The 20,549-nt window shown below is 68.8% G+C and carries 23 protein-coding genes; 16 read left to right on the forward strand and 7 right to left on the reverse strand.

All coding sequences use genetic code 11. The features are described 5' to 3' along the window. Positions 1 to 125: 125 nt before the first annotated feature. The 5 genes from AB0E69_RS30945 to pruA all read left to right on the forward strand — a co-directional run bounded on the left by AB0E69_RS30945 (position 126) and on the right by pruA (position 5,289). Positions 126 to 1,592: a wax ester/triacylglycerol synthase family O-acyltransferase gene (locus AB0E69_RS30945; protein WP_360154028.1), complete on the forward strand. Its 1,467-nt coding sequence runs from the start codon at positions 126 to 128 to the stop codon at positions 1,590 to 1,592. Then, positions 1,589 to 2,146 carry a hypothetical protein gene (locus AB0E69_RS30950; protein WP_360154031.1) on the forward strand — a complete coding sequence of 186 codons (558 nt, stop codon included), beginning with the start codon at positions 1,589 to 1,591 and terminating at the stop codon, positions 2,144 to 2,146. Before AB0E69_RS30945 ends, AB0E69_RS30950 begins: the two co-directional genes overlap by 4 nt. Before the next feature lie 15 nt (positions 2,147 to 2,161). Then, the gene (locus AB0E69_RS30955) at positions 2,162 to 3,094 is read left to right on the forward strand and encodes a Ku protein (RefSeq protein WP_360154034.1); all 933 of its coding nucleotides are present in this window, start codon (positions 2,162 to 2,164) and stop codon (positions 3,092 to 3,094) included. Beyond that, positions 3,091 to 3,543, forward strand: a complete 453-nt coding sequence (locus AB0E69_RS30960; RefSeq protein WP_360154037.1) for a VOC family protein — start codon at positions 3,091 to 3,093, stop codon at positions 3,541 to 3,543. Before AB0E69_RS30955 ends, AB0E69_RS30960 begins: the two co-directional genes overlap by 4 nt. A 117-nt stretch (positions 3,544 to 3,660) precedes the next feature. Further along, positions 3,661 to 5,289 carry an L-glutamate gamma-semialdehyde dehydrogenase gene (gene pruA / locus AB0E69_RS30965; protein WP_360154040.1) on the forward strand — a complete coding sequence of 543 codons (1,629 nt, stop codon included), beginning with the start codon at positions 3,661 to 3,663 and terminating at the stop codon, positions 5,287 to 5,289. A gap of 1 nt (position 5,290) precedes the next feature. Here pruA and AB0E69_RS30970 read toward each other — a convergent pair whose 3' ends face one another. Then, the gene (locus AB0E69_RS30970; protein WP_360154043.1) at positions 5,291 to 5,923 is read right to left on the reverse strand and encodes a TetR/AcrR family transcriptional regulator; all 633 of its coding nucleotides are present in this window, start codon (positions 5,921 to 5,923) and stop codon (positions 5,291 to 5,293) included. Between the two features lie 124 nt (positions 5,924 to 6,047). Between AB0E69_RS30970 and AB0E69_RS30975 the strand changes: the two genes are divergently transcribed. Continuing rightward, positions 6,048 to 6,911, forward strand: coding sequence for an alpha/beta fold hydrolase (locus tag AB0E69_RS30975; protein WP_360154046.1), 864 nt, complete (start codon positions 6,048 to 6,050; stop codon positions 6,909 to 6,911). Here the strand turns inward: AB0E69_RS30975 and AB0E69_RS30980 are convergent. The 4 genes from AB0E69_RS30980 to AB0E69_RS30995 all read right to left on the reverse strand — a co-directional run bounded on the left by AB0E69_RS30980 (position 6,908) and on the right by AB0E69_RS30995 (position 9,729). Then, entirely contained in the window at positions 6,908 to 7,105 is a 198-nt protein-coding gene (locus AB0E69_RS30980) for a hypothetical protein (protein WP_360154049.1), read from the reverse strand. The two genes, AB0E69_RS30975 and AB0E69_RS30980, sit on opposite strands and share 4 nt — an antisense overlap. A gap of 74 nt (positions 7,106 to 7,179) precedes the next feature. After that, on the reverse strand, positions 7,180 to 7,668 hold the full coding sequence (locus tag AB0E69_RS30985; protein WP_360154052.1) for a DUF2505 domain-containing protein: 489 nt from the start codon (positions 7,666 to 7,668) through the stop codon (positions 7,180 to 7,182). Between the two features lie 38 nt (positions 7,669 to 7,706). Next, entirely contained in the window at positions 7,707 to 9,065 is a 1,359-nt protein-coding gene (locus tag AB0E69_RS30990) for a glycoside hydrolase family 76 protein (protein ID WP_360154055.1), read from the reverse strand. A 205-nt stretch (positions 9,066 to 9,270) separates the two neighbouring features. Further along, positions 9,271 to 9,729 carry a hypothetical protein gene (locus tag AB0E69_RS30995; RefSeq protein ID WP_360154058.1) on the reverse strand — a complete coding sequence of 153 codons (459 nt, stop codon included), beginning with the start codon at positions 9,727 to 9,729 and terminating at the stop codon, positions 9,271 to 9,273. An 81-nt stretch (positions 9,730 to 9,810) separates the two neighbouring features. Here AB0E69_RS30995 and AB0E69_RS31000 point away from each other — a divergent pair, with 81 nt between their 5' ends. The 6 genes from AB0E69_RS31000 (at position 9,811) to AB0E69_RS31025 (ending at position 15,325) form a co-directional block, all read left to right on the forward strand. Continuing rightward, positions 9,811 to 10,632, forward strand: coding sequence for a tryptophan 2,3-dioxygenase family protein (locus AB0E69_RS31000; protein ID WP_360154061.1), 822 nt, complete (start codon positions 9,811 to 9,813; stop codon positions 10,630 to 10,632). 487 nt (positions 10,633 to 11,119) lie between these two features. Next, positions 11,120 to 11,707 carry a DUF6036 family nucleotidyltransferase gene (locus tag AB0E69_RS31005; RefSeq protein WP_360154064.1) on the forward strand — a complete coding sequence of 196 codons (588 nt, stop codon included), beginning with the start codon at positions 11,120 to 11,122 and terminating at the stop codon, positions 11,705 to 11,707. 34 nt (positions 11,708 to 11,741) lie between these two features. After that, positions 11,742 to 12,635 carry a hypothetical protein gene (locus tag AB0E69_RS31010; protein WP_360154067.1) on the forward strand — a complete coding sequence of 298 codons (894 nt, stop codon included), beginning with the start codon at positions 11,742 to 11,744 and terminating at the stop codon, positions 12,633 to 12,635. 11 nt (positions 12,636 to 12,646) lie between these two features. Next, the gene (locus AB0E69_RS31015; protein ID WP_360154070.1) at positions 12,647 to 13,267 is read left to right on the forward strand and encodes a hypothetical protein; all 621 of its coding nucleotides are present in this window, start codon (positions 12,647 to 12,649) and stop codon (positions 13,265 to 13,267) included. Between the two features lie 63 nt (positions 13,268 to 13,330). Further along, on the forward strand, positions 13,331 to 14,011 hold the full coding sequence (locus AB0E69_RS31020; protein WP_360154072.1) for a response regulator transcription factor: 681 nt from the start codon (positions 13,331 to 13,333) through the stop codon (positions 14,009 to 14,011). Beyond that, complete coding sequence (locus AB0E69_RS31025; protein WP_360154075.1) at positions 14,012 to 15,325, forward strand: HAMP domain-containing sensor histidine kinase; 1,314 nt, start codon at positions 14,012 to 14,014, stop codon at positions 15,323 to 15,325. It begins immediately after the preceding gene. On the opposite strand, the gene AB0E69_RS31030 is transcribed toward AB0E69_RS31025, so the two are convergent. Beyond that, positions 15,303 to 16,211, reverse strand: a complete 909-nt coding sequence (locus AB0E69_RS31030; protein ID WP_360154078.1) for a LysR family transcriptional regulator — start codon at positions 16,209 to 16,211, stop codon at positions 15,303 to 15,305. The two genes, AB0E69_RS31025 and AB0E69_RS31030, sit on opposite strands and share 23 nt — an antisense overlap. Positions 16,212 to 16,291: 80 nt before the next feature. On the opposite strand from AB0E69_RS31030, the gene AB0E69_RS31035 reads away from it, so the two are divergent. Genes AB0E69_RS31035 through AB0E69_RS31050 form a run of 4 tightly spaced genes read left to right on the forward strand, consistent with a single transcriptional unit; the run spans position 16,292 to position 19,872 of the window. Continuing rightward, positions 16,292 to 17,500, forward strand: coding sequence for an acetyl-CoA C-acetyltransferase (locus tag AB0E69_RS31035; protein WP_360154081.1), 1,209 nt, complete (start codon positions 16,292 to 16,294; stop codon positions 17,498 to 17,500). 7 nt (positions 17,501 to 17,507) lie between these two features. Next, the gene (locus AB0E69_RS31040; protein ID WP_360154084.1) at positions 17,508 to 18,281 is read left to right on the forward strand and encodes a CoA transferase subunit A; all 774 of its coding nucleotides are present in this window, start codon (positions 17,508 to 17,510) and stop codon (positions 18,279 to 18,281) included. 1 nt (position 18,282) lies between these two features. Beyond that, entirely contained in the window at positions 18,283 to 18,912 is a 630-nt protein-coding gene (locus AB0E69_RS31045) for a CoA transferase subunit B (protein ID WP_360154087.1), read from the forward strand. Between the two features lie 24 nt (positions 18,913 to 18,936). Next, positions 18,937 to 19,872 (forward strand): TIGR03619 family F420-dependent LLM class oxidoreductase, encoded by a 936-nt coding sequence (locus AB0E69_RS31050; RefSeq protein WP_360154090.1) that lies wholly within the window; start codon positions 18,937 to 18,939, stop codon positions 19,870 to 19,872. Position 19,873: 1 nt separating this feature from the next. Here AB0E69_RS31050 and AB0E69_RS31055 read toward each other — a convergent pair whose 3' ends face one another. Further along, positions 19,874 to 20,461, reverse strand: coding sequence for a dihydrofolate reductase family protein (locus tag AB0E69_RS31055; RefSeq protein ID WP_360154093.1), 588 nt, complete (start codon positions 20,459 to 20,461; stop codon positions 19,874 to 19,876). Positions 20,462 to 20,549: the final 88 nt, after the last annotated feature.

The raw sequence follows: 20,549 nt of genomic DNA on the forward strand, positions 1-20,549 counted from the left end.
GTGCAAGACACACCCTCTTGCCTGACGAACACCGATACCGCAGTGTTCCCGTAGCAGCAGTGTTGCAGCACACTGTCCGAGCCGGCCGCTAGGGTTGAGCAATCAGAGAGAGGAAGGTGACCCGGATGCCCGACCGGCTGACGTCGCTGGACCTCACCTTCCTGAAGGCTGAGTCGCCGGCCACCCCGATGCACGTCGGGACGGTCGACATCTTCGAGCCGCCGGTGCACGGTGACGAGGGGTTCGACTACGAGAGCCTGGTCGCGCTGATCCGGGACCGGATCGCGTTCGTGCCGAAGTACCGGCAGCGGGTGCAGCAGGTGCCCGGCCGGTTCGCCGGACCGGTCTGGGTGGACGACGAAGAGTTCGACATCACCTTCCACGTCCGCCGCTCGGCGCTCCCGCGGCCGGGGACGCACGCGCAGCTGCTCGAGTTGGTCGCCCGGATCATGTCCCGCCGGCTCGACCGCGCCCGCCCGCTCTGGGAGATGTACCTGGTCGAGGGCCTCCAAGGTGACCGGTTCGCGATCATCTCGAAGTCCCACCAGGCGCTTGTCGACGGCAACAGCACGGTCGACATCGGCCAGGTCGTCCTGGACTCGACCGCGCACCCCAACGAGACCCCCACCGACACCTGGCAGCCCGACCACCCGCCGTCCGCGCTGGAGCTGCTCATCGGCGTGCTCTCGGACGCGAGCCGGCATCCGACCGCCGTCCTGGAGCTGGCCCGCGCCGAGCTGGCCAGCCTGACCGGCTCGACCTCGGTCCGCGAGGTGCTCGGCGGCGTGGTCGGTTCGCTGGCGGCGCAGCGGCACGCACAGGAGAGCTCACTGCACGTGAAGACGTCCGGCCAGCGCCGGTTCACGACTGTGCAGACCGACCTCGAGGACTACCGGACCATCCGCGCGGCCCACGGCGGCACCGTCAACGACGTCATCCTGGCCGTGGTCGCGGGCGCGTTCCGGGCCTGGATGATGACCCGCGGCGAAGGCGTCGGCCCGACCCGCAGCGTCCGCGCCGTGGTCCCGGTCAGCATCCGCGACGACGATGACGACGAGCCGACCTCGCTCGGTTCCCGGGTGATCGCCTCGACCGTGACGCTCCCGGTGGGGGAGAACTCCCCGGTCATGCGCCTGCACCAGATCTCGTACCAGACCAAGGTGTACAAGGACACCGGCCGCGCCGTCAGCGCCCGGTCGCTGGTCGGGATCGCCGGCTTCGCCCCGACCACGCTGCACGCGCTGGCCGCCCGGGTCGCGACCGCCACGGTCCGGCCGATCGACGACGTGGTGATCACCAACGTGCCCGGTCCGCAGTTCCCGCTCTACGCCCAGGGCGCTCCGATGCTGGCGTCGTTCCCGGTGGTCCCGTTGATGCCCGGTCAGGGCCTGTCCGTCGGCGTCACGTCGTACGACGGCAAGGTCTACTACGGGCTGAACGCCGACCGGACGGCGATGCCGGACCTGGCCGTCTTCGCCCAGTGCGTCACCGACGCGCTGGACGAGCTGCTGGACACCACCAAGGGCAGCCGGAACCGGGCCTCCCGGGGCCGGAAGAAGCCCCGCAGTACCACCAAGAAGGCGGGCTCATGAGGGTCTACATCCCATCCACCCTGCGGCTGCTGAGCGCCGCGTGCAACGCCGCCGAGCTCGGCCCGGCGCCGCTGACGGCGTACGCCGTGACGCCCGCGCTCCGCGAGTGGTACGCCGAGGGCGACGACGAGGAGCTCGAGTACGCCGCGATGGCACAGGCCGCCCGCGCCTCGGTCGGGCTGCTGGCCGCGGACCCGGAGACCTCCCGGCGGCGAGTGGTGATCGCCGCCGAGGTGAGCGCAGTACCGCCGGCCGATGGCTCGATGGAGCTGGGTGACGCCCGGCTGGAGCTGCACGTGGTGATCCCGTGGCGGTCGGTGGCGTCGGTCCACCTGGACGCCCCGCAGGCGACCACGGTGATCGGCAAGGCCGCGGACCAGTGGGAGGCGGCGCAGAACGGCGACGACGACGCGCTCTTCGCCCTCGATTCGTGCGAGGGTGAAGACCTGATGTGGTACGCGACACAGGAGATCCCCGATCTGCTCGCGGCGGAGGGGCCGCGAGGGCGCAACGGATCGGCAGAGGGATCGGCAGAGGCCCAAGGGTCGAACTGACGGGAGCTGATGGCGATGCAGGCGATCTGGAAGGGTGCCATCTCGTTCGGGATGGTGACGATCCCGATCAAGGTGTTCTCCGCGACCGAGGAGAAGGACATCTCGTTCCGTCAGGTGCATGTCGCCGACGGTGGGCGGATCAAGTACAAGCGGGTCTGCTCGATCGACGGTGAAGAGGTGCCGTACTCCGACATCGGCAAGGGGTACGAGATGCCGGACGGACGGATGGTGGTGCTGGAGTCGGACGACTTCGCCGACCTGCCGCTGTCCAGCAAGAAGGTCATCGACGTGCTCGAGTTCGTGCCGGCCGACCAGGTCGACCCGCTCTACCTCGGCAAGTCGTACTACCTGGCCGCCGACGGCGGACCGGGCGCCAAGCCGTACGTACTGCTTCGCGACGCCCTCGACGGCTCCGAGCTGTATGCCCTGGTGAAGGTCGCGCTGCGGTCGCGGGAGAGCCTTGGCCTGCTGCGGACCGTCGACGACGTCCTCGTGCTGCAGGTGATGCTGTGGCCGGACGAGATCCGGGACAAGTCGTTCGCGGCGCCACCGGAGGACGTGGAGATCCGGTCCCAGGAGAAGGCGATGGCGTCGTCGTACATCGACACGCTGCGCGGTGAGTTCGATCCGGACCAGTACCACGACGACTACCGCGAGGCGCTGGAGAAGGTCGTGATGGCCAAGGCCGAGGGTGTGCCGCTGCCCGAGTCCGACGAGGAGGAGACGGAGGGCGCCGAGGTCGTCGACCTGGTCGCCGCGCTGCGTGCCTCGGTCGAGGCAGCCAAGGCCCGGCGTGCGGGTGGCGGGTCCGGAGACGCCGAGACGGCCAAGAAGGCTCCCGCGAAGAAGGCGGCCGCGGCCAAGAAGGCTCCGGCCAAGAAGGCGGCCGCCGCCAAGAAGGCTCCGGCGAAGAAGACTGCCAAGAAGGCCGCGAAGAAGTCCGCATGAGCGAGCGGACCGACATCCCCGCGGACAGCTCGGAGATCCCGGTCGACCCGGCGCACCCGCCGGTGACGCCGGGGTCCTACCTGCTCGAGCTGATCCCGGTCCCGGTCAGCGACATCGACCGGGCCAAGGCCTTCTACACCTACCAGGCAGGCTTCGTCTGCGACGTCGACGTGAGCCCGGCCGAAGGCGTTCGGATCGTGCAGCTGACGCCGCCGGGCTCCTACTGCTCGATCAGCCTCACCACCGGGTTGGTGCAGATGGCGATGGAGCCCGGCTCCCAGCGCGGGCTGCACCTGGTGGTGAAGGACATCGAGGCCGCGCGCCAGGAGCTGATCGGCCGCGGCGTCGAGGTCAGCGGAACCGAAGACCTCGGTGGCGTCTTCTACGCCTGGTTCGCGGACCCGGACGGCAACACCTGGGCGCTCCAACACATGCCCTGGCGGCCTTAACAGCAGCACTCTGTGACCGCGATCGCACCGGACCTGTCAGGTTCGTGGTCTGGAGTTGGACATGGCACCATGAAAGACGCTGCGAACCAGTCACGTCGATCGAGGAGCACCGCACCCATGGATGCCGTCACCGCTGTCCCCACGCCCGCGAACGAGCCGGTCAAGGGGTACGCCCCGGGTTCGGTCGAGCGTACGAGTCTGGAGGCGAAGCTCAAGGAGCTGACCGCGGCCGGAGCGATCGACCTGACCTGCACGATCGGTGGCGAGCAGAAGCTCGGCGGCGGCGCGACGATCGAGGTGGTGCAGCCGCACAAGCACGCGCACGTGCTCGGCACTCTCGGCAACGCGACCGAGGCGGACGGTCAGGCGGCCGTCGACGCGGCGCTCGCGGCGGCGCCGGCCTGGCGCTCGCTGTCCTTCGACGACCGGGCCGCGATCTTCCTGAAGGCCGCCGACCTGCTGGCCGGCCCGTGGCGCGACACCCTGAACGCGGCCACCATGCTCGGACAGTCGAAGACGATCCAGCAGGCCGAGATCGACGCAGCCTGCGAGCTGATCGACTTCCTCCGGTTCAACGTCGCGTTCGCGCGGCAGATCGTCAGCGACCAGCCGATCTCGTCGCCGGGCATCTGGAACCGGGTCGACTACCGGCCACTCGAGGGCTTCGTCTACGCGATCACCCCGTTCAACTTCACTGCGATCGCCGGCAACCTGCCGACCGCGCCCGCGCTGATGGGCAACACCGTCGTCTGGAAGCCGTCGCCGACGCAGCAGTTCGCGGCGCACTGGACGATGCGGCTGTTCGAGGCCGCGGGCCTGCCGGCCGGCGTGATCAACCTGGTCACCGGCGACGGCATCGAGGTCAGCAAGGCCGCGCTGACCCACCCGGACCTGGCCGGTATCCACTTCACCGGCTCCACCAAGACGTTCCAGTCGCTGTGGGGGACGGTCGGCACGAACATCGCGGGGTACAAGACCTACCCGCGGCTGGTCGGCGAGACCGGCGGCAAGGACTTCATCCTGGCGCACCCGTCGGCCGACCCGGCGGTACTGAAGACCGCGATGGTCCGCGGCGCGTTCGAGTACCAGGGCCAGAAGTGCTCGGCCGCGTCCCGCGCGTACGTCGCCCGCTCGGTCTGGGACCGGATCCGCGACGACCTCGTCGCCGAGACCGAGTCGCTGACCATGGGTGACGTCACCGACCTGTCGAACTTCCTCGGCGCGGTGATCGACGACCGCGCGTTCGCCAAGCACAAGGCGGCGCTCGACCGGGCCCGGTCCACCGACGCCATCGAGGTCGTTGCCGGTGGCACCTACGACGACAGCGAGGGGTACTTCGTCCGCCCGACGCTGCTGGTCTCGGACGACCCGACCGACGAGATCTTCACGACGGAGTACTTCGGGCCGATCCTCGGCGTGCACGTGTACGACGACGCGGACTACGCCTCGGTGATGCAGGGGATGGAGCACTCGGCGCCGTACGGTCTGACCGGTGCGGTGATCGCTCAGGACCGGCACGCGATCGCCGAGGCCGCCGACTACCTGCGGTTCGCGGCCGGGAACTTCTACGTCAACGACAAGCCGACCGGCGCGGTCGTCGGGCAGCAGCCGTTCGGCGGGGCGCGGGCGTCCGGCACGAACGACAAGGCCGGCTCCATGTGGAACCTGATCCGTTGGGCGTCCCCGCGTTCGATGAAGGAGACCTTCGCGCCCCCGACCGACTACCGCTACCCGCACCAGGGTTAATTCAACGAGCCAGACCTCTGCGGACGGTGATGTAGAAGGTCGTCAGGTCGTCGATCAGGGCCTCGACCTGGCGTTCGTTGCTGAGCTCGGCCTCGAGCAGCCAGTCCGAGATCAGGTCGAACATGCCGCCGACCAGCCCGATCGCCACGCTGTGGCGGACCGCGCGCTGGTCGGCGGTCGGTTCACCGTCGAACCGGTCCCAGAGGCTGGTCAGGAAGCCCGCGGCCCAGCGCCGGTTGGTACGGCGTTGCCGCTCCACCGCCGCCGAGATCCCGGCCGCCATCCCGAACGTCACGTTGGTGATCCGCGGATCGTCGACGAGCGCGTGCACGAACGTCGCCAGCAGCCGCGGCGCCGCCTCGCGCTCGTTGCCGGGTGCGTCCCGGGCGGCCGCGACCATCCGCTCCTGGAGCCGCTCGGAGGTCCGGGCGAGGAGCGCGACGTAGCACTCCTCGCGGCTGGCGAACAGCTCGTAGAAGCTCTTCGTCCCGATGTACGCCGTACTGCAGATCTGCTCGATCGATGTGCCGAGATAGCCGTGCGCGGCGAACAGCCGGAGCGCCGCGTCCAGCAGCTGCTCGCGGCGTTCGGCGCGGCGCTGGCCGGCGTCGAGTCCCCGTATGGTCCTACTCATGCGCTGGACGTTACCCCGTGTACCGAATCCGTAACCGAGGGAACTTGTTTCGAACACGACCTCTTGTTTGTAACCGGAGATCGTGCTGCACTTTCCGTGATCCACTCGTCACGGGGAGTCTCTCATGCGCAACCTGTTCCGCCGAATCGCCCCGGCCGTGGTGGCCGCCGCCCTGGTCGCCACCGTCGTCACGGCACCAGCCGCCACCGCCGTACCGTCGTCCGGCGTCGACAACTGGTCCTGCAAGCCCTCCACCGCCCATCCCGACCCGCTGGTCCTGTTACACGGCCTCGGCGGGAACGGCCCCGGCAACTACTCGTACCTCGGACCGTTCCTAGCCGCCAAGGGGTACTGCGCCTTCACCCTCACCTACGGCCAGGCGACCCCGGCGATCCCGGTCGGCGGCACCGTCTCGATCAGCCAGTCGTCGGCCGAGATCCAGGCCTTCGTGCAGCGCGTCCGGCAGGCGACCGGCGCCGCGAAGGTCGACCTCGTCGGCCACTCCGAGGGTGCGTTCCAGAGCATCTACGGCCCGAAGGTCCGCGGGTACGCCGGTCAGGTTGGCAAGGTGGTCGCGCTCGCGCCGCCGACGCACGGTACGACGTTCGGCGGGCTCGTCAGCGTGGGTGACTACCTCGGACTCGGTCCGCTGGTCGACCAGGTGCTGAACCAGTTCGGCTGCCAGGCGTGCGACGAGCTGATCGTCGGCGGGTCTGCCGTCGCCCAGGTGATCAACGGCCCGATCGCGCAGCCCGGAGTGAAGTACACGGTGATCGCGTCCCGGTTCGACGCGCTCGTCACGCCGCACGAGACGTCGTTCATCCGCGAGCCGGGCGTCCGGAACGAGTACGTCCAGGACAGCTGCCCGCTCGACCCGGTCGGTCACGTCGGTCTGGCGTTCGACCCGACGGTGGCGCAGCTGGTCGCCAACGCGCTCGACCCCGCGCACGCCCTCCCGGTGGTGTGCGCGTTCGGCCCGCCGCTCTAGGCGGTGCGGTGCAGTTCCTGTGCGGGTGGATCGACGAGCAGGGCGGAGCCGCACTGCACGCAGATCCACTCGTCGGGTTCGTCGACCAGGTGATCCGCGGCCTCGATCCGTTCGAACGGCATCACCGTCGCGCAGAACACGCAGTACTGCGAGTCCGCGTCGGCCGGCGCGGTCCGCGCACGCTTCTTTCGCATGACTGGCTCACCTCCGGAGCAACTCTTCTCATCAGGTTGCCACCGGAGGCGAGTTCGTCAGCGTAGCGACACTCTCAGTGCGTCCACTCGCGGCCGAGGTCGTGCTCCTTCTGCAGGCCGGAGCGGATCGCGTCGACCACGAACGGCTCCAGCTTCTTGCCGATCAGCGGGACCGCGACCTTCACGTCCAGGTCGATCGCCTGGACCGTCTTGCCGCCCTGCGCGCCGATGCTCGCCTTGCCCTTGAGCGTGACCGGGGTGTTGCTGATCTCGCCGGTCACGTCCGCGGTCCGCGAGCCGTCGGCAGCGGCCGGGCGCCAGGTCTCGGTCTGCACCACGGTCAGCGTCTGGCCGACGAACTTCCGCGCCATGTCCGGGATGTCGGTGGCCGCCATCTCGCGCTTGACCCGGACGACCGTGTTGCCACCGGACTCGCTCACCTGCACGTCGTACGACAGCGCTTTGGTCTTCGCGCAGGCCTGCTCGCGGAAGGTGGTGTCCGTTACGATCGCGAACACTTCCTCGGGGGAGGCGTCGTACGACGCCGACAGCTTCAGCTCCATGCCGCCCATCATGGCATTACTGCTCGGTCACCAAAGCCTCACACGGCGTTCAGGAGGTCGAGGGCGGAGTGCTGGCGGGCGGCATCGAGCTGGTCGACCGGGCCGGACCAGCGCAGGCCGTAGTGGTCCAGCGGAGTACGGTCGGCGGCGTACGCGCGGTCTGCCTGACGCTGGAGGTACGGCGTGTAGGGGTGGTCCGGGAGCGCGGCGTTGAGCTTGCCGAGGCCGCGGGCGTAGATGCCCTTGAAGGACGGGCCGTCACCGCCGCAGTCGCCGGTCTCGCAGGGCTCGCGGAGGATGCCGTCGGCGGTGTGGATCGCGGCGGCCGTGGTCGACGCGTCGGCGAGCTGGCGGGCAGTGGTGAGGTACGCCGAGTTGTTGGTTGCCTTGGACAACTCGGTGAGGGCGGCCAGGACGACCCCCTGGTTGTAGGTCCAGGTGGTCTGGCCGTTGTTCCTGCAGGCGCTGTCGAGACCGTCGTTGATGAGCTTGGCGCTGTTGATCATCCCGGTCTGCTGGAACCAGTTCCAGCCGTCGACCGCGCGCTGCAGGTAGGTGGTGTCGCCCGCGATCCGGTTGTGCAGCGCGGCGCTGAGGTGGATGTAGAGCTCGTTGGTGATCGCGTTCTTGTACGTCTTCGCCTCGCTCCACCACACCCCGCCGCCGCAGGAGTTGTCCCAGTACGCCGCCATGTGGTCGGCGTCGGCGCGGGCGGTCTGCAGGTACCGCGCGTCGCCGGTCAGGTCGTACGCCGCGACCCACGCGAGGCCCCACCAACCGGTGTCGTCGATGTAGTCGTTGCGGAACTGTCCTTCGGCCTTGGTCAGGTTGAGGTCGTAGGTGCGGCCGATCGCGTACTCGTAGCTGTGCATGCCGCTGACGCGGATGTTGTCGATGATCGCGTTGAGGGCGTTGGCCGAGTTCCACCAGCCGGTCGTGTCGAACAGTCCGGTGGAGAGGTTGTAGTCCTGCATCAGCGCGGTCGCGGCCGCCGTACGGCGATCCCAGGCGTTCCACCTCGTCCGGGCCCAGGGGGAGCAGGCGATGTCGGCGCGGTTGCCGGCCTTGCCGCAGACGCGGAGCGCGCCGACGCCGAGGTTGTTCCAGTCGTCGACGTTGAACATCTGCGTGCGCCAGCCGCGTTGGCCGCTCGGGATCGCTGTGATGCCGAGCATGCCTTCCCAGGTGCGGCCGCCGTTCATCGAACGGTCCAGCCAGACCTGGTCGCCGGGGTCACCGTTCTCGATCGAGGCCCAGCCCATCGCGTCGGTGTCGTCGAAGTGCAGGTTGAACGTGCGGCCGAAGAGGGTGGTGGAGACCGGGACACGGTCGCCGGGGGAGAGGGCGGGGTCGCGGGCGTCGCAGTACTTGTTGCAGATCGTTGCTTGCGGCTCCATGGTGTCTCCCGGGGTGCCGGACGGCTGGGCCGGTGCTGGTGCTCCGAGGGGGGTGAGGGTGGTGAGCAAGACGATACTGGAAACGATTCCAACGAGCATGAGAGTTCTCCCTGGGGCGGTAGGAAGAGTGGGGTGTCACCGAAGGTAGGTGGACGGCCACATCACGTCAAGGCTTTGACAGGGTGAACGTGGCCGGGCCCGGTGGTCAGGTCAGGAGGGCGAGGAGGAGTGCTGCGGCGACCGCGAGGGCGGTGGCGGTGGCGACTCGGGCGCCGCGCCGGCTGCGGCGGCGGAGCGTCGTACGATCGACGGTCAGCGCGCACGGGTCGAACCCGAGGTCGTCCTTCGGCGCGAACACACTGCCGACCCGCTCGAGGATCGTGCGCTCCGCCGCCCGCCGGGTCGCCAGCGCGACGACCCGCCGGCGCAGGACCTCACGCGGCTCGATCGCCGGTACGGCGAGACCCGGCGGGACCGCACCCTGCACGACGGCATGCGCCGCCGCCACCCGCCGCGCCCGGCTGATCGCAGGCGGGAGGATCAGGTAGGCGAGGTGGACCAGCGCGCGGTAGTCGTCCAGCAGCAACGCCTCGATCAACGGCTCTTCCCTGGTCGGCCCTTGAATCGGACCGGGGATGATCGGCGTCTCGACCGTGGCGGACATGCAACTCCTCAACTCGGCGTACTCCAGGTGCAACGATCCAATCGCTGACCAGTCACGAACAGGTCGGTTAGTCTCCGTGTCATGAGCACTGGTGACGGGGTCGCGGGACAGTGGGGCGGAGCCGACGTCCACTTCGGTGAGGAGGGCGGGCGGCTGACATACGGCAGCTACCTGCGGCTGGGCGAACTACTGGACCAGCAGCGGCTCGAGTCCTCACCGCCGGCGCACGACGAGCTGCTGTTCATCACGATCCACCAGGTGTACGAGCTGTGGTTCAAGCAGGTCCTGCACGAGCTGACCGCCTCGCGGGACGCGATGCTGTCCGGTGAGCTGTGGCTGGCCGAGCACCTGCTCCGCCGGGTGCACACGATCGAGCGGACGCTGACGCAGCAGGTCGACATCCTGGAGACGATGACGCCGCAGGACTTCGGCGAGTTCCGGCACCGGTTGTCGCCGGCCTCCGGCTTCCAGTCGGTCCAGTTCCGCGAGATCGAGTTCCTGTCCGGGGCGAAGGACCCGTCCTTCGTACGCCGCTTCCGCGGCCTCACCACCGCGGAAACCGACCGCCTGCACCGCCGGCTGGACGAACCCACCCTCTGGGACGCGTACCTCGAGGTCCTCCGCAAGGCCGGCTTCGACACCGACACCGAGGACGCCGTACGGCACGCCCTCCGGAAGGTGGCCGGCGACCGGTCGCAGTACGCGGCAATCTGGGAACTCTCCGAAGCCCTCCTCCAACACGACGAACTGGCCGCCGCCTGGCGAGCCCGCCACGTAGTCATGGTCGAACGAATGATCGGCACCAAACCCGGCACCGGCGGCTCCTCCGGCGCCACCTACCTCCGCAGCCGCCTAGACCTCCGCTACTACCCCCTCCTCTGGAACCTCCGCTCAACCCTGTAGGTGCTGGTAAGCCCACCCACGCGTGCTCCGCGGCCGCTCTGTCGTCGCTCCGCTCCTCCTACGCGACCACTACGCCCGCTCCCACCCACCCTCCGGCTACCGCCGGCATGCTGCCAGCTACCGCTGGCGGGTTGCGAGCTGGCGCTCGCGGGTGAATACCCCGGGCTGGCGCACCACTCGCCGTACTGCTGGTGACGGGCTGCGGTGGTTCGACTCAGCCTGGAGGGCACGGGTGATCTTCGGAGATTAAGTGCCACCAGGTGGCATTTTTGTTCCGGAGATCTCAGCGCGTGGAGGGAAGCCGGCGTGGTAGCTCGCGCGGACCGGCTACTTGGCGTCGGACAAGGAGGTGAGGGCGACTACCCTGCCCCACCCACGTTCCCTCTTCGGCTTCGTCTGTCTGATGGCGATCCAAGGCGGTTCCGGACGATCAAGATAGGCGTTTCGACTACTTTACATACTCGATTTGCCTCGGTAATCTAGTCGAGTGTTCGCACTGGAGGAGCTTGAGCGGGCGTTGAGCACGCTCGGCGCCGTTCTCCAGAGCCGTCGTCTGCAGAGTCGGATCCTGGTGGCCGGCGGTAGCAGCCTGCTGCTCCTGGGGGTTGTCAAGCGGCCAACCGCTGACGTCGATGTCATTGGCCTTGCCCGCGACAATTACTACGTCAAGGCTGACCACATCCCTGCCTCGCTGGAGGCCGCGGTCCGGGACGTGGGTGCTGCGCTAGGCCTCTCAGAACGCTGGATGAACAACGAGCCGGCCGGGCTGTTCGATTTCGGCCTGCCGGCGGGGTATGAGGCTCGGGTCGACGTCCGGAACTACGGAGCGCTCGAGGTCCATCTGGTCGGCCGGTTCGACCTGGTCTGCTTCAAGCTCTACGCGGCCGTCGACCGCTTCGGGCCACACGAGAGTAAGCATCTGTCCGACCTGCGTGCGTTGGCGCCGAACCAGGAAGTTCTTCTGGCTGCTGCACGCTGGACCAGGACCCAGGATGCATCGGAAGGCTTCTTGCTCAACCTGACAAGCGTCTTGGCCCAACTTGGATTGGATGCCGAGGATGTCACCCTCGACTGAGTGGCCAACCTCGCTCCGTGAGTTGGAGAGCGATTTGCTCTGGGGCGCGTGGGCTGAGCTGGGAGTCTCAGGTTGGGGACGGACGCACCAGAATTGGGCGATCGACCCGGAGCCGCTGATCGTTCGGACAGCACAGGTCGCGGATGCCAATCCACGGCTCCGCGACGAAGTGCTTGACTGGTGTATCCACTACTGGCGATATGTGTCGCGCGCGCGGCTGCGCGTGCTGCTCCGCGGACGGTCGAGTGACGTCCTGGACGCCTGGGGCTGGTTCGCGGCGACGGTCAACGAGCATTCGGCCGCGCGCTGGCCGGATGCAACGGAAGCGATCGCGTACGAAACAACCGGTCGCTCCGCATTGCTCACGATGGAACAGCCGTCGCGTGCATGGTTGCGCATGAGGGCAGTCTTCGGCGTCGGCGCCAGGACCGAGATCCTCCGCTACTTCCTTTCGGGACCTACGCTCGCTTCGACCGCGGGCATCGCCGAATGGGCCGGTTACGGAAAGGCCAATGTTGTCCGCGAGTGCGACCTACTCGAGAAGGCCGGACTCCTACGGCGGCGTTCACGCGCCAACCGTTATTACTACTCCGTCGCTCGGCCGGCCGCGCTTCACGATTTCGTCGGAGCCCTCCCGCGCTACCGGCCGTCGTGGAGTGCGTTGCTGGACATGACGTCCGTACTCGTCGAGCTCGAGGATGCTTCGGCTTCGCTACCCGATCAAGTGTTGATGGTTGAAGCGCATCGGGTCAGCAGGACGCTGGACGACCTGCTGGATCAGCTGCAGATCGAAACGCGTCCGGACCTGGCTGAACCCGACGAGTACTGGCCACGCTTGCGAGACTTCGGAAGCGGGTACCTCACTGCTTGGGCCTCAGGTGTTTGGGATCCTGAGCCCAGGCAACATCCTCCTACCTACCGCCTCTAAGGAGTTGTGTTGTGAAGGTTTACTCCGAGATTGGGGTGCGGCGGTTTTGGCAGGTGGTGGGGGATTTGGTGGTGGTGGGGTGGGGGTGGTTGTGTGTCGAGCTCGGGTTGCTGGTGTTTCGGGTGACGAATGCGTTGGGGGCGCCGGGGCGGAAGGCGGCTGAGGCGGGGGACGGGTTGCAAGGGGACCTGCGGAAGTTGTCCGAGCCGATCGGGAAGGTGCCGGTGGTGGGCGACCAGCTGCGGGCGCCGGTTGACGGGGCTGCGAGTGCGGCGGGGAAGTTGGCGCAGGCGGGGCGGGATCAGGCGCATGCGGTCGAGCAGCTCGCTTATGTGCTGGCGGGCGTGGCGATCGGGTTGCCGATTCTGTTCGCGTTGCTGATCTGGTTGCCGCCACGGATCCGGTTCGCGCGGCGGGCGACGGCGGTGCAGAAGTTCATCGACAACGCGGCTGACCTGGATCTGTTCGCACTGCGCGCGATGGCCAACCAGCCGATGCACAAGCTCGCCAAGATCTCCTCCGACCCGGTCACCGCCTGGCGCGACGGCGACCGCGACATCATCGCCAAGCTGGCCACCCTCGAGCTCCGGACCAACGGCCTCAAACCACCCCGGACCCCTGCCACTACCTGAACCACCAGTGCGTTAACTGCCGCTTGAGGGTTTCTTGACGGTGGTGAAGTTAGGCTCGATGGCATGGCGCGGGTACTGCTCGTCGAGGACGACGATGCGATCAGGTTGTCGTTGGGGAAGTCCCTGACGACCGCTGGGCATGTCGTCGCGACCGTGGCCACCGGTGCCGAGGGAATCGCCGCCGTGGCCCGCGACAAGCCCGAGGTACTGCTGCTGGATCTGGGACTGCCGGATCTCGACGGCAAAGACGTGCTCGCGATGGTCAGGGCCGTCAGTGAGGTCCCGGTGATCGTCGCGACCGCGCGCGACGACGACGCGAGCGTGGTGCGACTGCTGGATGCCGGCGCGGACGACTACGTGATCAAACCGTTCAGCGCCGCCCAGATGGACGCGCGGATCCGCGCCGTACTGCGGCGGCTCGGGCAGGACCAGCAAGGTGAGTCGACGGTCGAGGTCGGCGCGTTGAAGATCGACCCGCGCAGCCGCGAGGTGACGGTCGACGGGCGGCCGGTCGAGCTGACGCGCAAGGAGTTCGACCTCCTGCTGGCGCTCTCGAGAAGGCCCGGGACCGTGATCACCAAGCGCGAACTGCTCGCCGAGGTCTGGGGACTCCCGTGGGGCGGCGGCGACCGGACTGTCGACGTACACCTCTCCTGGCTCCGGCGAAAGCTCGGCGAGACCGCCGCTCAGCCACGCTTCCTGCACAGCGTCCGCGGCGTCGGCGTGAAGCTCTCGGAGACCTGAGTGCGCCGCCGCATCCTCCTGCTGTCCGTCGGCATGACCACGCTGGTCGTGCTCGCGTTCGCCATACCCCTGATCCTGCTGCTCCGCAGTACGACGGCCAACGAGGCGAAGGACAAGGCCCGATACCAGGCCGAGAGCGTCGCGTACTACGTGGGCGACAAGGACCACACCGCCGACGACATCAACGCCTACATCGACGGCCTCGCGAACGTGTCCGGCCGGATCTCCGTCCGGATGCCGGACGGATCTACCCTCGGCAACCCGCCGCCCGGCGGCGTACCGCAACCCAAGACGATGCCCGCGGACTACGGCGACGACGACGGCGACGAGCACAAAGGACCGCCGAAGGTCGGTGACGCCGACTACCGCGACGTCGACGGCGGCACAGCTGTCGACGTCGGCGTGGACACGCCGAACGGCCCGGCGTCCGTCTGCCTGTACCTGACCGCCGACGAGCTGTACGACGGCCTCACCCCCAGGCTCCTGATCCTCGTCGGCGGCTCCCTCCTGGTACTCCTCCTGAGCATCCTCGGAGCAGAGCTGGTGTCGCGCCGACTCGCACGCCCGTTGGAGGAAACGGCGAGTACTGCGGAACGCCTCGCCAAGGGCGACGTCGACGCCCGAGCCCCGACCACCGGCCCGGCCGAGGTCGCGAAAGTAGGGGCCGCACTCAACGATCTCGCCGACCGCATCGACGAGGTGATCGCCGTCGAACGCGAAGCCGTCGCCGACCTCTCGCACCGCCTCCGGACCCCGCTCACCGCGCTCCGCCTCCAGGTCGAAGCGCTCCCCGACCGGGAGAGCGCCGAGGAGCTCAACACCCAGGTCAACACCCTCGAACGCGCCCTCACCTCGGTCATCAGTGCCGCCCGCAGACCGCAGCGCGAGGGCCGCGTCCCGCACAGCGACGCCGTCGAAGTGACGAGAGCCCGAGCCGCCTTCTGGGAGCCCCTCTTCGAGGACCAGGGCCGCGAACTCACCCTCGACCTCCCGCAACCACCCGCGATGGTCCGCTCCTCCGCCGAAGACCTCGCCGCAGCCCTCGACGCCCTGGTGGAAAACGTCGTAGCCCACACCCCCGACGGCACCCCAGCCCACATCACCCTCACCCGCCAGGACAACGGCGTGCGCATCTCCGTCGCCGACACCGGTCCCGGTATCCCCCTTGGCGCCGGCGAACGCGGGCGCAGCGATCGCGGCTCCACCGGCCTCGGCCTCGACATTGCGAGAAGGTGCGCCGAAGCGGCCGGCGGCAACCTCACCATTCACCGCAACGAGGTCGTGCTGACCCTCAGATCTTCGAGGGACGCTTAGCCGGCGGAGTGACGAGGATTTTCGCGACTGCCAGGGCGCGGCGCAGGTGTGGGGCCTCGTCGTCGGCTCGGGTTGCGGCTGCCAGTTCGACTGAGGCTTGGCCGGTGAGGGCGCGGTAGGCGACGCCTGGAACCAGCAGTTCGGCGACCGGCGCCGGAACGATCGCGATCCCCAGGCCGGCCGCGACAAACGTGACGAGGGTGGACGTCTCGGCGACCTCGTGGCGGACGCAGGGTTCGAATCCAGCTGCTCGGCAGCGGGCGAGGACGGTGTCGTGCATGACCGAGCGGCCGCCGCCGGCGTGGATGACGAAGTCCTCGTCGGCCAGCTCGGTCAGCCGGATCCGCTTCCGTGCAGCCAGCCGATGCGCGTCCGGTACGGCGACGATCAGGCGATCGGCGCGCAGTACGTCGAGGCTCAGCGCCTCCTCGTCCACCGGCGGCCGGAGCAGACCGAGGTCGATCCGCCCGTCCAGCAGCGCCTCGACCTGTGCGGGGGCGAGCATCTCGCCCTGCACCGACACCTCGACATCGGGCAGCTCCTCGCGCAACGTCCGCACGAGCTGCGGCAACAGGCTGTACGTCGCCGACCCCACGCACCCGATCACCAACCGTCCTTGCAACCCAGCCGCGACCCGCTGCGCTTCGCCCGCCGCCGACGAGACCGCGGCGACGATCTGCCGCGCCCGCACGAGGTAGGCCTCGCCGGCCGGCGTGAGCTCGACCCGTCGCGTCGTCCGGCGAAGGAGCTGAAGTCCGAGCTCGCTCTCCAGTTGTCGAATCTGCTGCGACAGCGGGGGTTGGGCCATGTGCAGGCAGGCGGCCGCACGGCCGAAGTGCCGCTCCTCGGCGACGGCGACGAAGTACCGCAGGTGGCGCAGCTCCATGGGATTGATACTCGCAGAGTCTTGATTCGGCGTATATGAGTATTTCTCCATATCGGTTCCCGCGGCCTACCGTCGAGGGCATGAGCGATGTGGTGATCTGTGCGCCGATCCGTACGCCGGTCGGCCGGTTCGGCGGCGCGCTGTCGGCGCTCTCGGCAGCGGACCTCGCCACCGCGGCCCTGACCGAGCTGGTACGGCGTACCGGCCTCGGCGAAGGTGATATCGACGACGTCATCCTCGGCCAGTGCTACCCGAACGCCGAGGCGCCCGCGATCGGCCGCATCGCCGCGCTGAACGCGGGCCTCGGCATCGGTGTCCCCGGCGTCCAGGTCGACCGCCGCTGCGGCTCCGGCCTGCAGGCGGTGCTGTACGCCGCCGGCATGGTCGCGACCGGCGCTGCCCGACTTGTCGTTGCCGGAGGCACCGAGTCGATGTCGCAGGTCGAGCACTACGCGCTCGGTCTCCGCACCGGCGTCCGCGGCAGCGTGCAACTCGAGGACCGCCTGATCCGTGCCCGCCAGACGGCCGGAGGGAAAGACCATCCCGTCCCGGGCGGGACGATCGAGACCGCAGAAAATCTGCGACGGGACTATCAGATCTCCCGCGCAGAACAGGACCAACTCGCCCTGCTGTCCCACCAGCGCGCAGTAGCCGCCCAGGCCGAGGGCCGTTTCGCCGACGAGCTCATCCCGCTGGAGGTCCCCGGCCGCCGCGGTACGACGACGCTGGTCACCGCCGACGAGCACCCGCGCCCCGACACCACGCTCGAAAGCCTCGCCGCCCTCCGCCCGATCATGCTCGAGGACGACCCCGAGGCGACCGTCACCGCAGGCAACGCCAGCGGCCAGAACGACGGTGCCGCAGTCTGCATAGTCACCACCCGAGCCGAAGCCGACCGCCGCGGCCTCCGCCCGCTCCTGGCTCTCCGCTCCTGGGCAGTAGCCGGTGTCGCGCCCGAGGTGATGGGCCTAGGGCCGGTCGGCGCAACAGCCGCCGCCCTCGCCCGCGCCGACCTCACCCTCGACGACCTGGACCTGATCGAGCTCAACGAAGCCTTCGCCGCACAGGTTCTGGCCGTCCTCCGCGAATGGAAACTCAACCCCACCGACGACCGCCTCAACCCCAACGGCTCCGGCATCTCCCTGGGCCATCCGCTCGGCGCCACCGGAGCACGCATCCTTACCACCCTCGCCCACGAACTCCACCGCCGCGAAGCCCGCTACGCCCTGGAAGCCATCTGCATAGGTGGCGGCCAAGGCATTGCCGCCGTCTTCGAGGCCGTCCGGTGATCGTCGGATGAGTGTCGACAAGGTCGTGCCGAGTTCCGCCGAAGCCGTCGCCGACATCCCCAACGGGACCAGCCTGGCGGTCGGTGGGTTCGGCCTTGCCGGCATCCCGTGGTTCCTGATCGAAGCGTTGCTCGAGCAAGGCGCCAACGACCTGACCATCGTCTCCAACAACTGCGGCGTGGACGGTGCCGGCCTCGGGCTGCTCCTCGAGCAAGGCCGGATCAGCCGCGTGATCGCGTCGTACGTCGGCGAGAACAAGGAGTTCGCCCGTCAGTACCTGGCCGGCGAACTGACCGTCGAGCTCACCCCCCAAGGCACCCTCGCCGAACGACTACGAGCAGGCGGCGCCGGGATCGGCGCGTTCTTCACCCCTACCGGTGTCGGCACCCTCGTGGCCGAAGGCGGTCTGCCCTGGCGCTACGCCCCCGACGGAACCGTCGCCGTCGAGTCCCCGCCCAAGGAAGTCCGCACGATCCAAGGCCGCGACATGGTCCTCGAAGAAGCGATCGTGACCGACGTCGCCCTGGTCCGCGCCGCCGTGGCAGATCGCGCCGGCAACTGCGTCTTCCACGCCGCCGCCCGCAACTTCAACCCGATCGCAGCCATGGCCGGCCGCCTCACCATCGTCGAAGCCGAGCAGGTCGTCGACACCGGCGTACTCGAACCCGACGCCATCCACCTCCCCGGCGTCTTCGTCCAACGCGTCGTACAGCTGACCCCAGAACAAGCCATTCGCAAAGGCATTGAAAAGCGCACCACCAGAACCCGCGAGCAGGCCTGAGATGGCCTGGACCCGCGACGAAATGGCGGCCCGAGCCGCCAAGGAACTGCACGACGGCGAGTACGTGAACCTCGGCATCGGCCTGCCCACGCTCGTCCCCAACCACCTCCCGCCCGGCTCGTCCGTCATGCTGCAGGCCGAGAACGGCATCCTCGGCGTCGGCCCGTTCCCGTACGACGACGAGGTCGACCCGGACCTGGTCGACGCCGGCAAGCAGACCGTGACCGTCGTCCCCGGAGCGTCGTACTTCGACTCCGCGACCAGCTTCGCGATGATCCGCGGCGGTCACATCGACGTCGCGATCCTCGGCGGCATGCAGGTCTCGGCGTCCGGCGATCTCGCGAACTGGCTCGTCCCCGGCGCGATGGTCAAGGGCATGGGGGGCGCGATGGACCTGGTCAGCGGCGCGCGCCGCGTCGTCGTCCTGATGGAGCACCGTACCCGCACCGGCGAACCCAAGCTCGTCGAGACCTGCACCCTCCCGCTGACGGGCCGCCGCGTCGTCCACCGCGTGATCACCGACCTGGCCGTCCTCGACGTCAATGAAGGTGCCTTCGAGCTGATCGAGCTAGCTCCCGGAGTCACCCTTTCCAACGTGATCGAAGCCACCGCGGGGGTCGTGCACCACTGACCCAGCTGCATGACCATGATGGACGTGACGAGTCCGCAACCGGAGGGGAACGACATGCTGCTGGGGATCGCGCTACCGACGTACGGCGACGACGCCGGGACCGAGGCCATCGTGGAGACGGCCGAACGTGCGGAGCGGATCGGGCTGGACAGCGTCTGGACGTACGAACGCATCCTGCGACCGACCGCCGAGGTCCAGTACGCACCCGGCGGGCCGTCGTTCCCGCTGCCCGACTTCTACAAGTCGGCGTACACCCCGCTCGAGACCCTCGCGTTCGTCGCCGCTCGCACCAGCCGCGTTCGGCTCGGCACGAGCATCGTCAACGCCCTCTTCCACGCGCCGGCGATCCTCGGACGCCGGTTCGCGACGCTGGACCAGCTGAGCGGCGGCCGGGTCGTGGTCGGGCTCGGACAGGCGTGGATGAAGGAGGAGTTCGAGACGGTCGGCGTACCGATGAAGCGCCGCGGGGCCGGCTTCAGCGAGTACCTCGAAGCGCTGCGCGCGGTCTGGGCCGAGGACCCGGTGTCGTTCTCCGGGCGGTTCTACGAGATCGCCGAGTCCGACGTCAACCCGAAGCCGGTCCAGGTCGGCGGCCCGCCGATCGTCGTCGGGACGGCGTCCCCGGCCGGGCTCGAGCGGGCCGGCCGCGCGGGCGTCGGGATCAACCTCAACACCGCCCCGCTCGACGACCTCAAGTCGATGATCACCACCTTCAAGAACGCGGCGGCCGGCGCGAGCCACGATCCCGACGTACAGCCGATCGTCATCCGCGTGAACGAGGAGATCACGCCCCAGCCGCTCTCCGGCGACCGCCTGCCGCTCGCGGGCTCTCCGGAGCAGATCGCCGAGGACCTCCAGCAGCTGGAGGCCCTCGGCGTCACCGAGGCGTTCTGGTCGATGAAGGACACTCCTTGGCGCGACCGTGTCCCGGCCGTGGAGTCGCTGCTCGGCGTCCTCTGACCTACTTGCGGTCGTACAGCAGGCAGAGGGCGCCGCTCTCGGTCGGTGCAGAGTGCGTGAGCGTCCACGACGTCGCCGCGACCGTCTCGTCGAACAGCGGGACGCCGCCAGAGACGAGCTCCGGGCACAGCGTGACCGACAGGCGGTCGAGCTCACCGGCCGCGAGCAGCGCGCGGATCACGCTCGAACTGGCAAGCACGATGATGTCGCCGCCCTGCTCCTGCCGCAGCTCCTTGACCGTCGCGACCGGGTCCGTGGACGCGAGCCGGCTGTTCTCCCAGGCAGCCTCCTCCAGCGTGGTCGAGAACACGACCTTCTCCACCTGGCTCAGCCAGGTGGAGAACTCGCGGCACTCCACCGGCGCGTTCTCGTCGTCGGCCACGGTCGGCCAGTAGCCGCCGAAGCCCTCGTAGTTCTTCCGCCCGAGCAGGGCGGTCGTGGCCGTCGAGGTCACCCGGCTCATGTGCTGGAGCGAGCCCCGCGTCATGGCGTGCGGCGCGATCCAGCCCATGTCGTAGTCGCCGCCCGGCCCGTTCACCTTGCCGTCCAGCGAGAGGGTGATGTTGCCGACCACGGTCCTGTTGCTCATTTCGGTGTCTCCTTCGCGTCGAGGTACCTCCACCCTCGCCGTCGATGCCGCTCCCGGTCGTCACCAGATCGAACGACATCCCACCCGG

It is taken from the genome of Kribbella sp. NPDC026611 (assembly GCF_040638345.1).
GTDB lineage: Bacteria > Actinomycetota > Actinomycetes > Propionibacteriales > Kribbellaceae > Kribbella.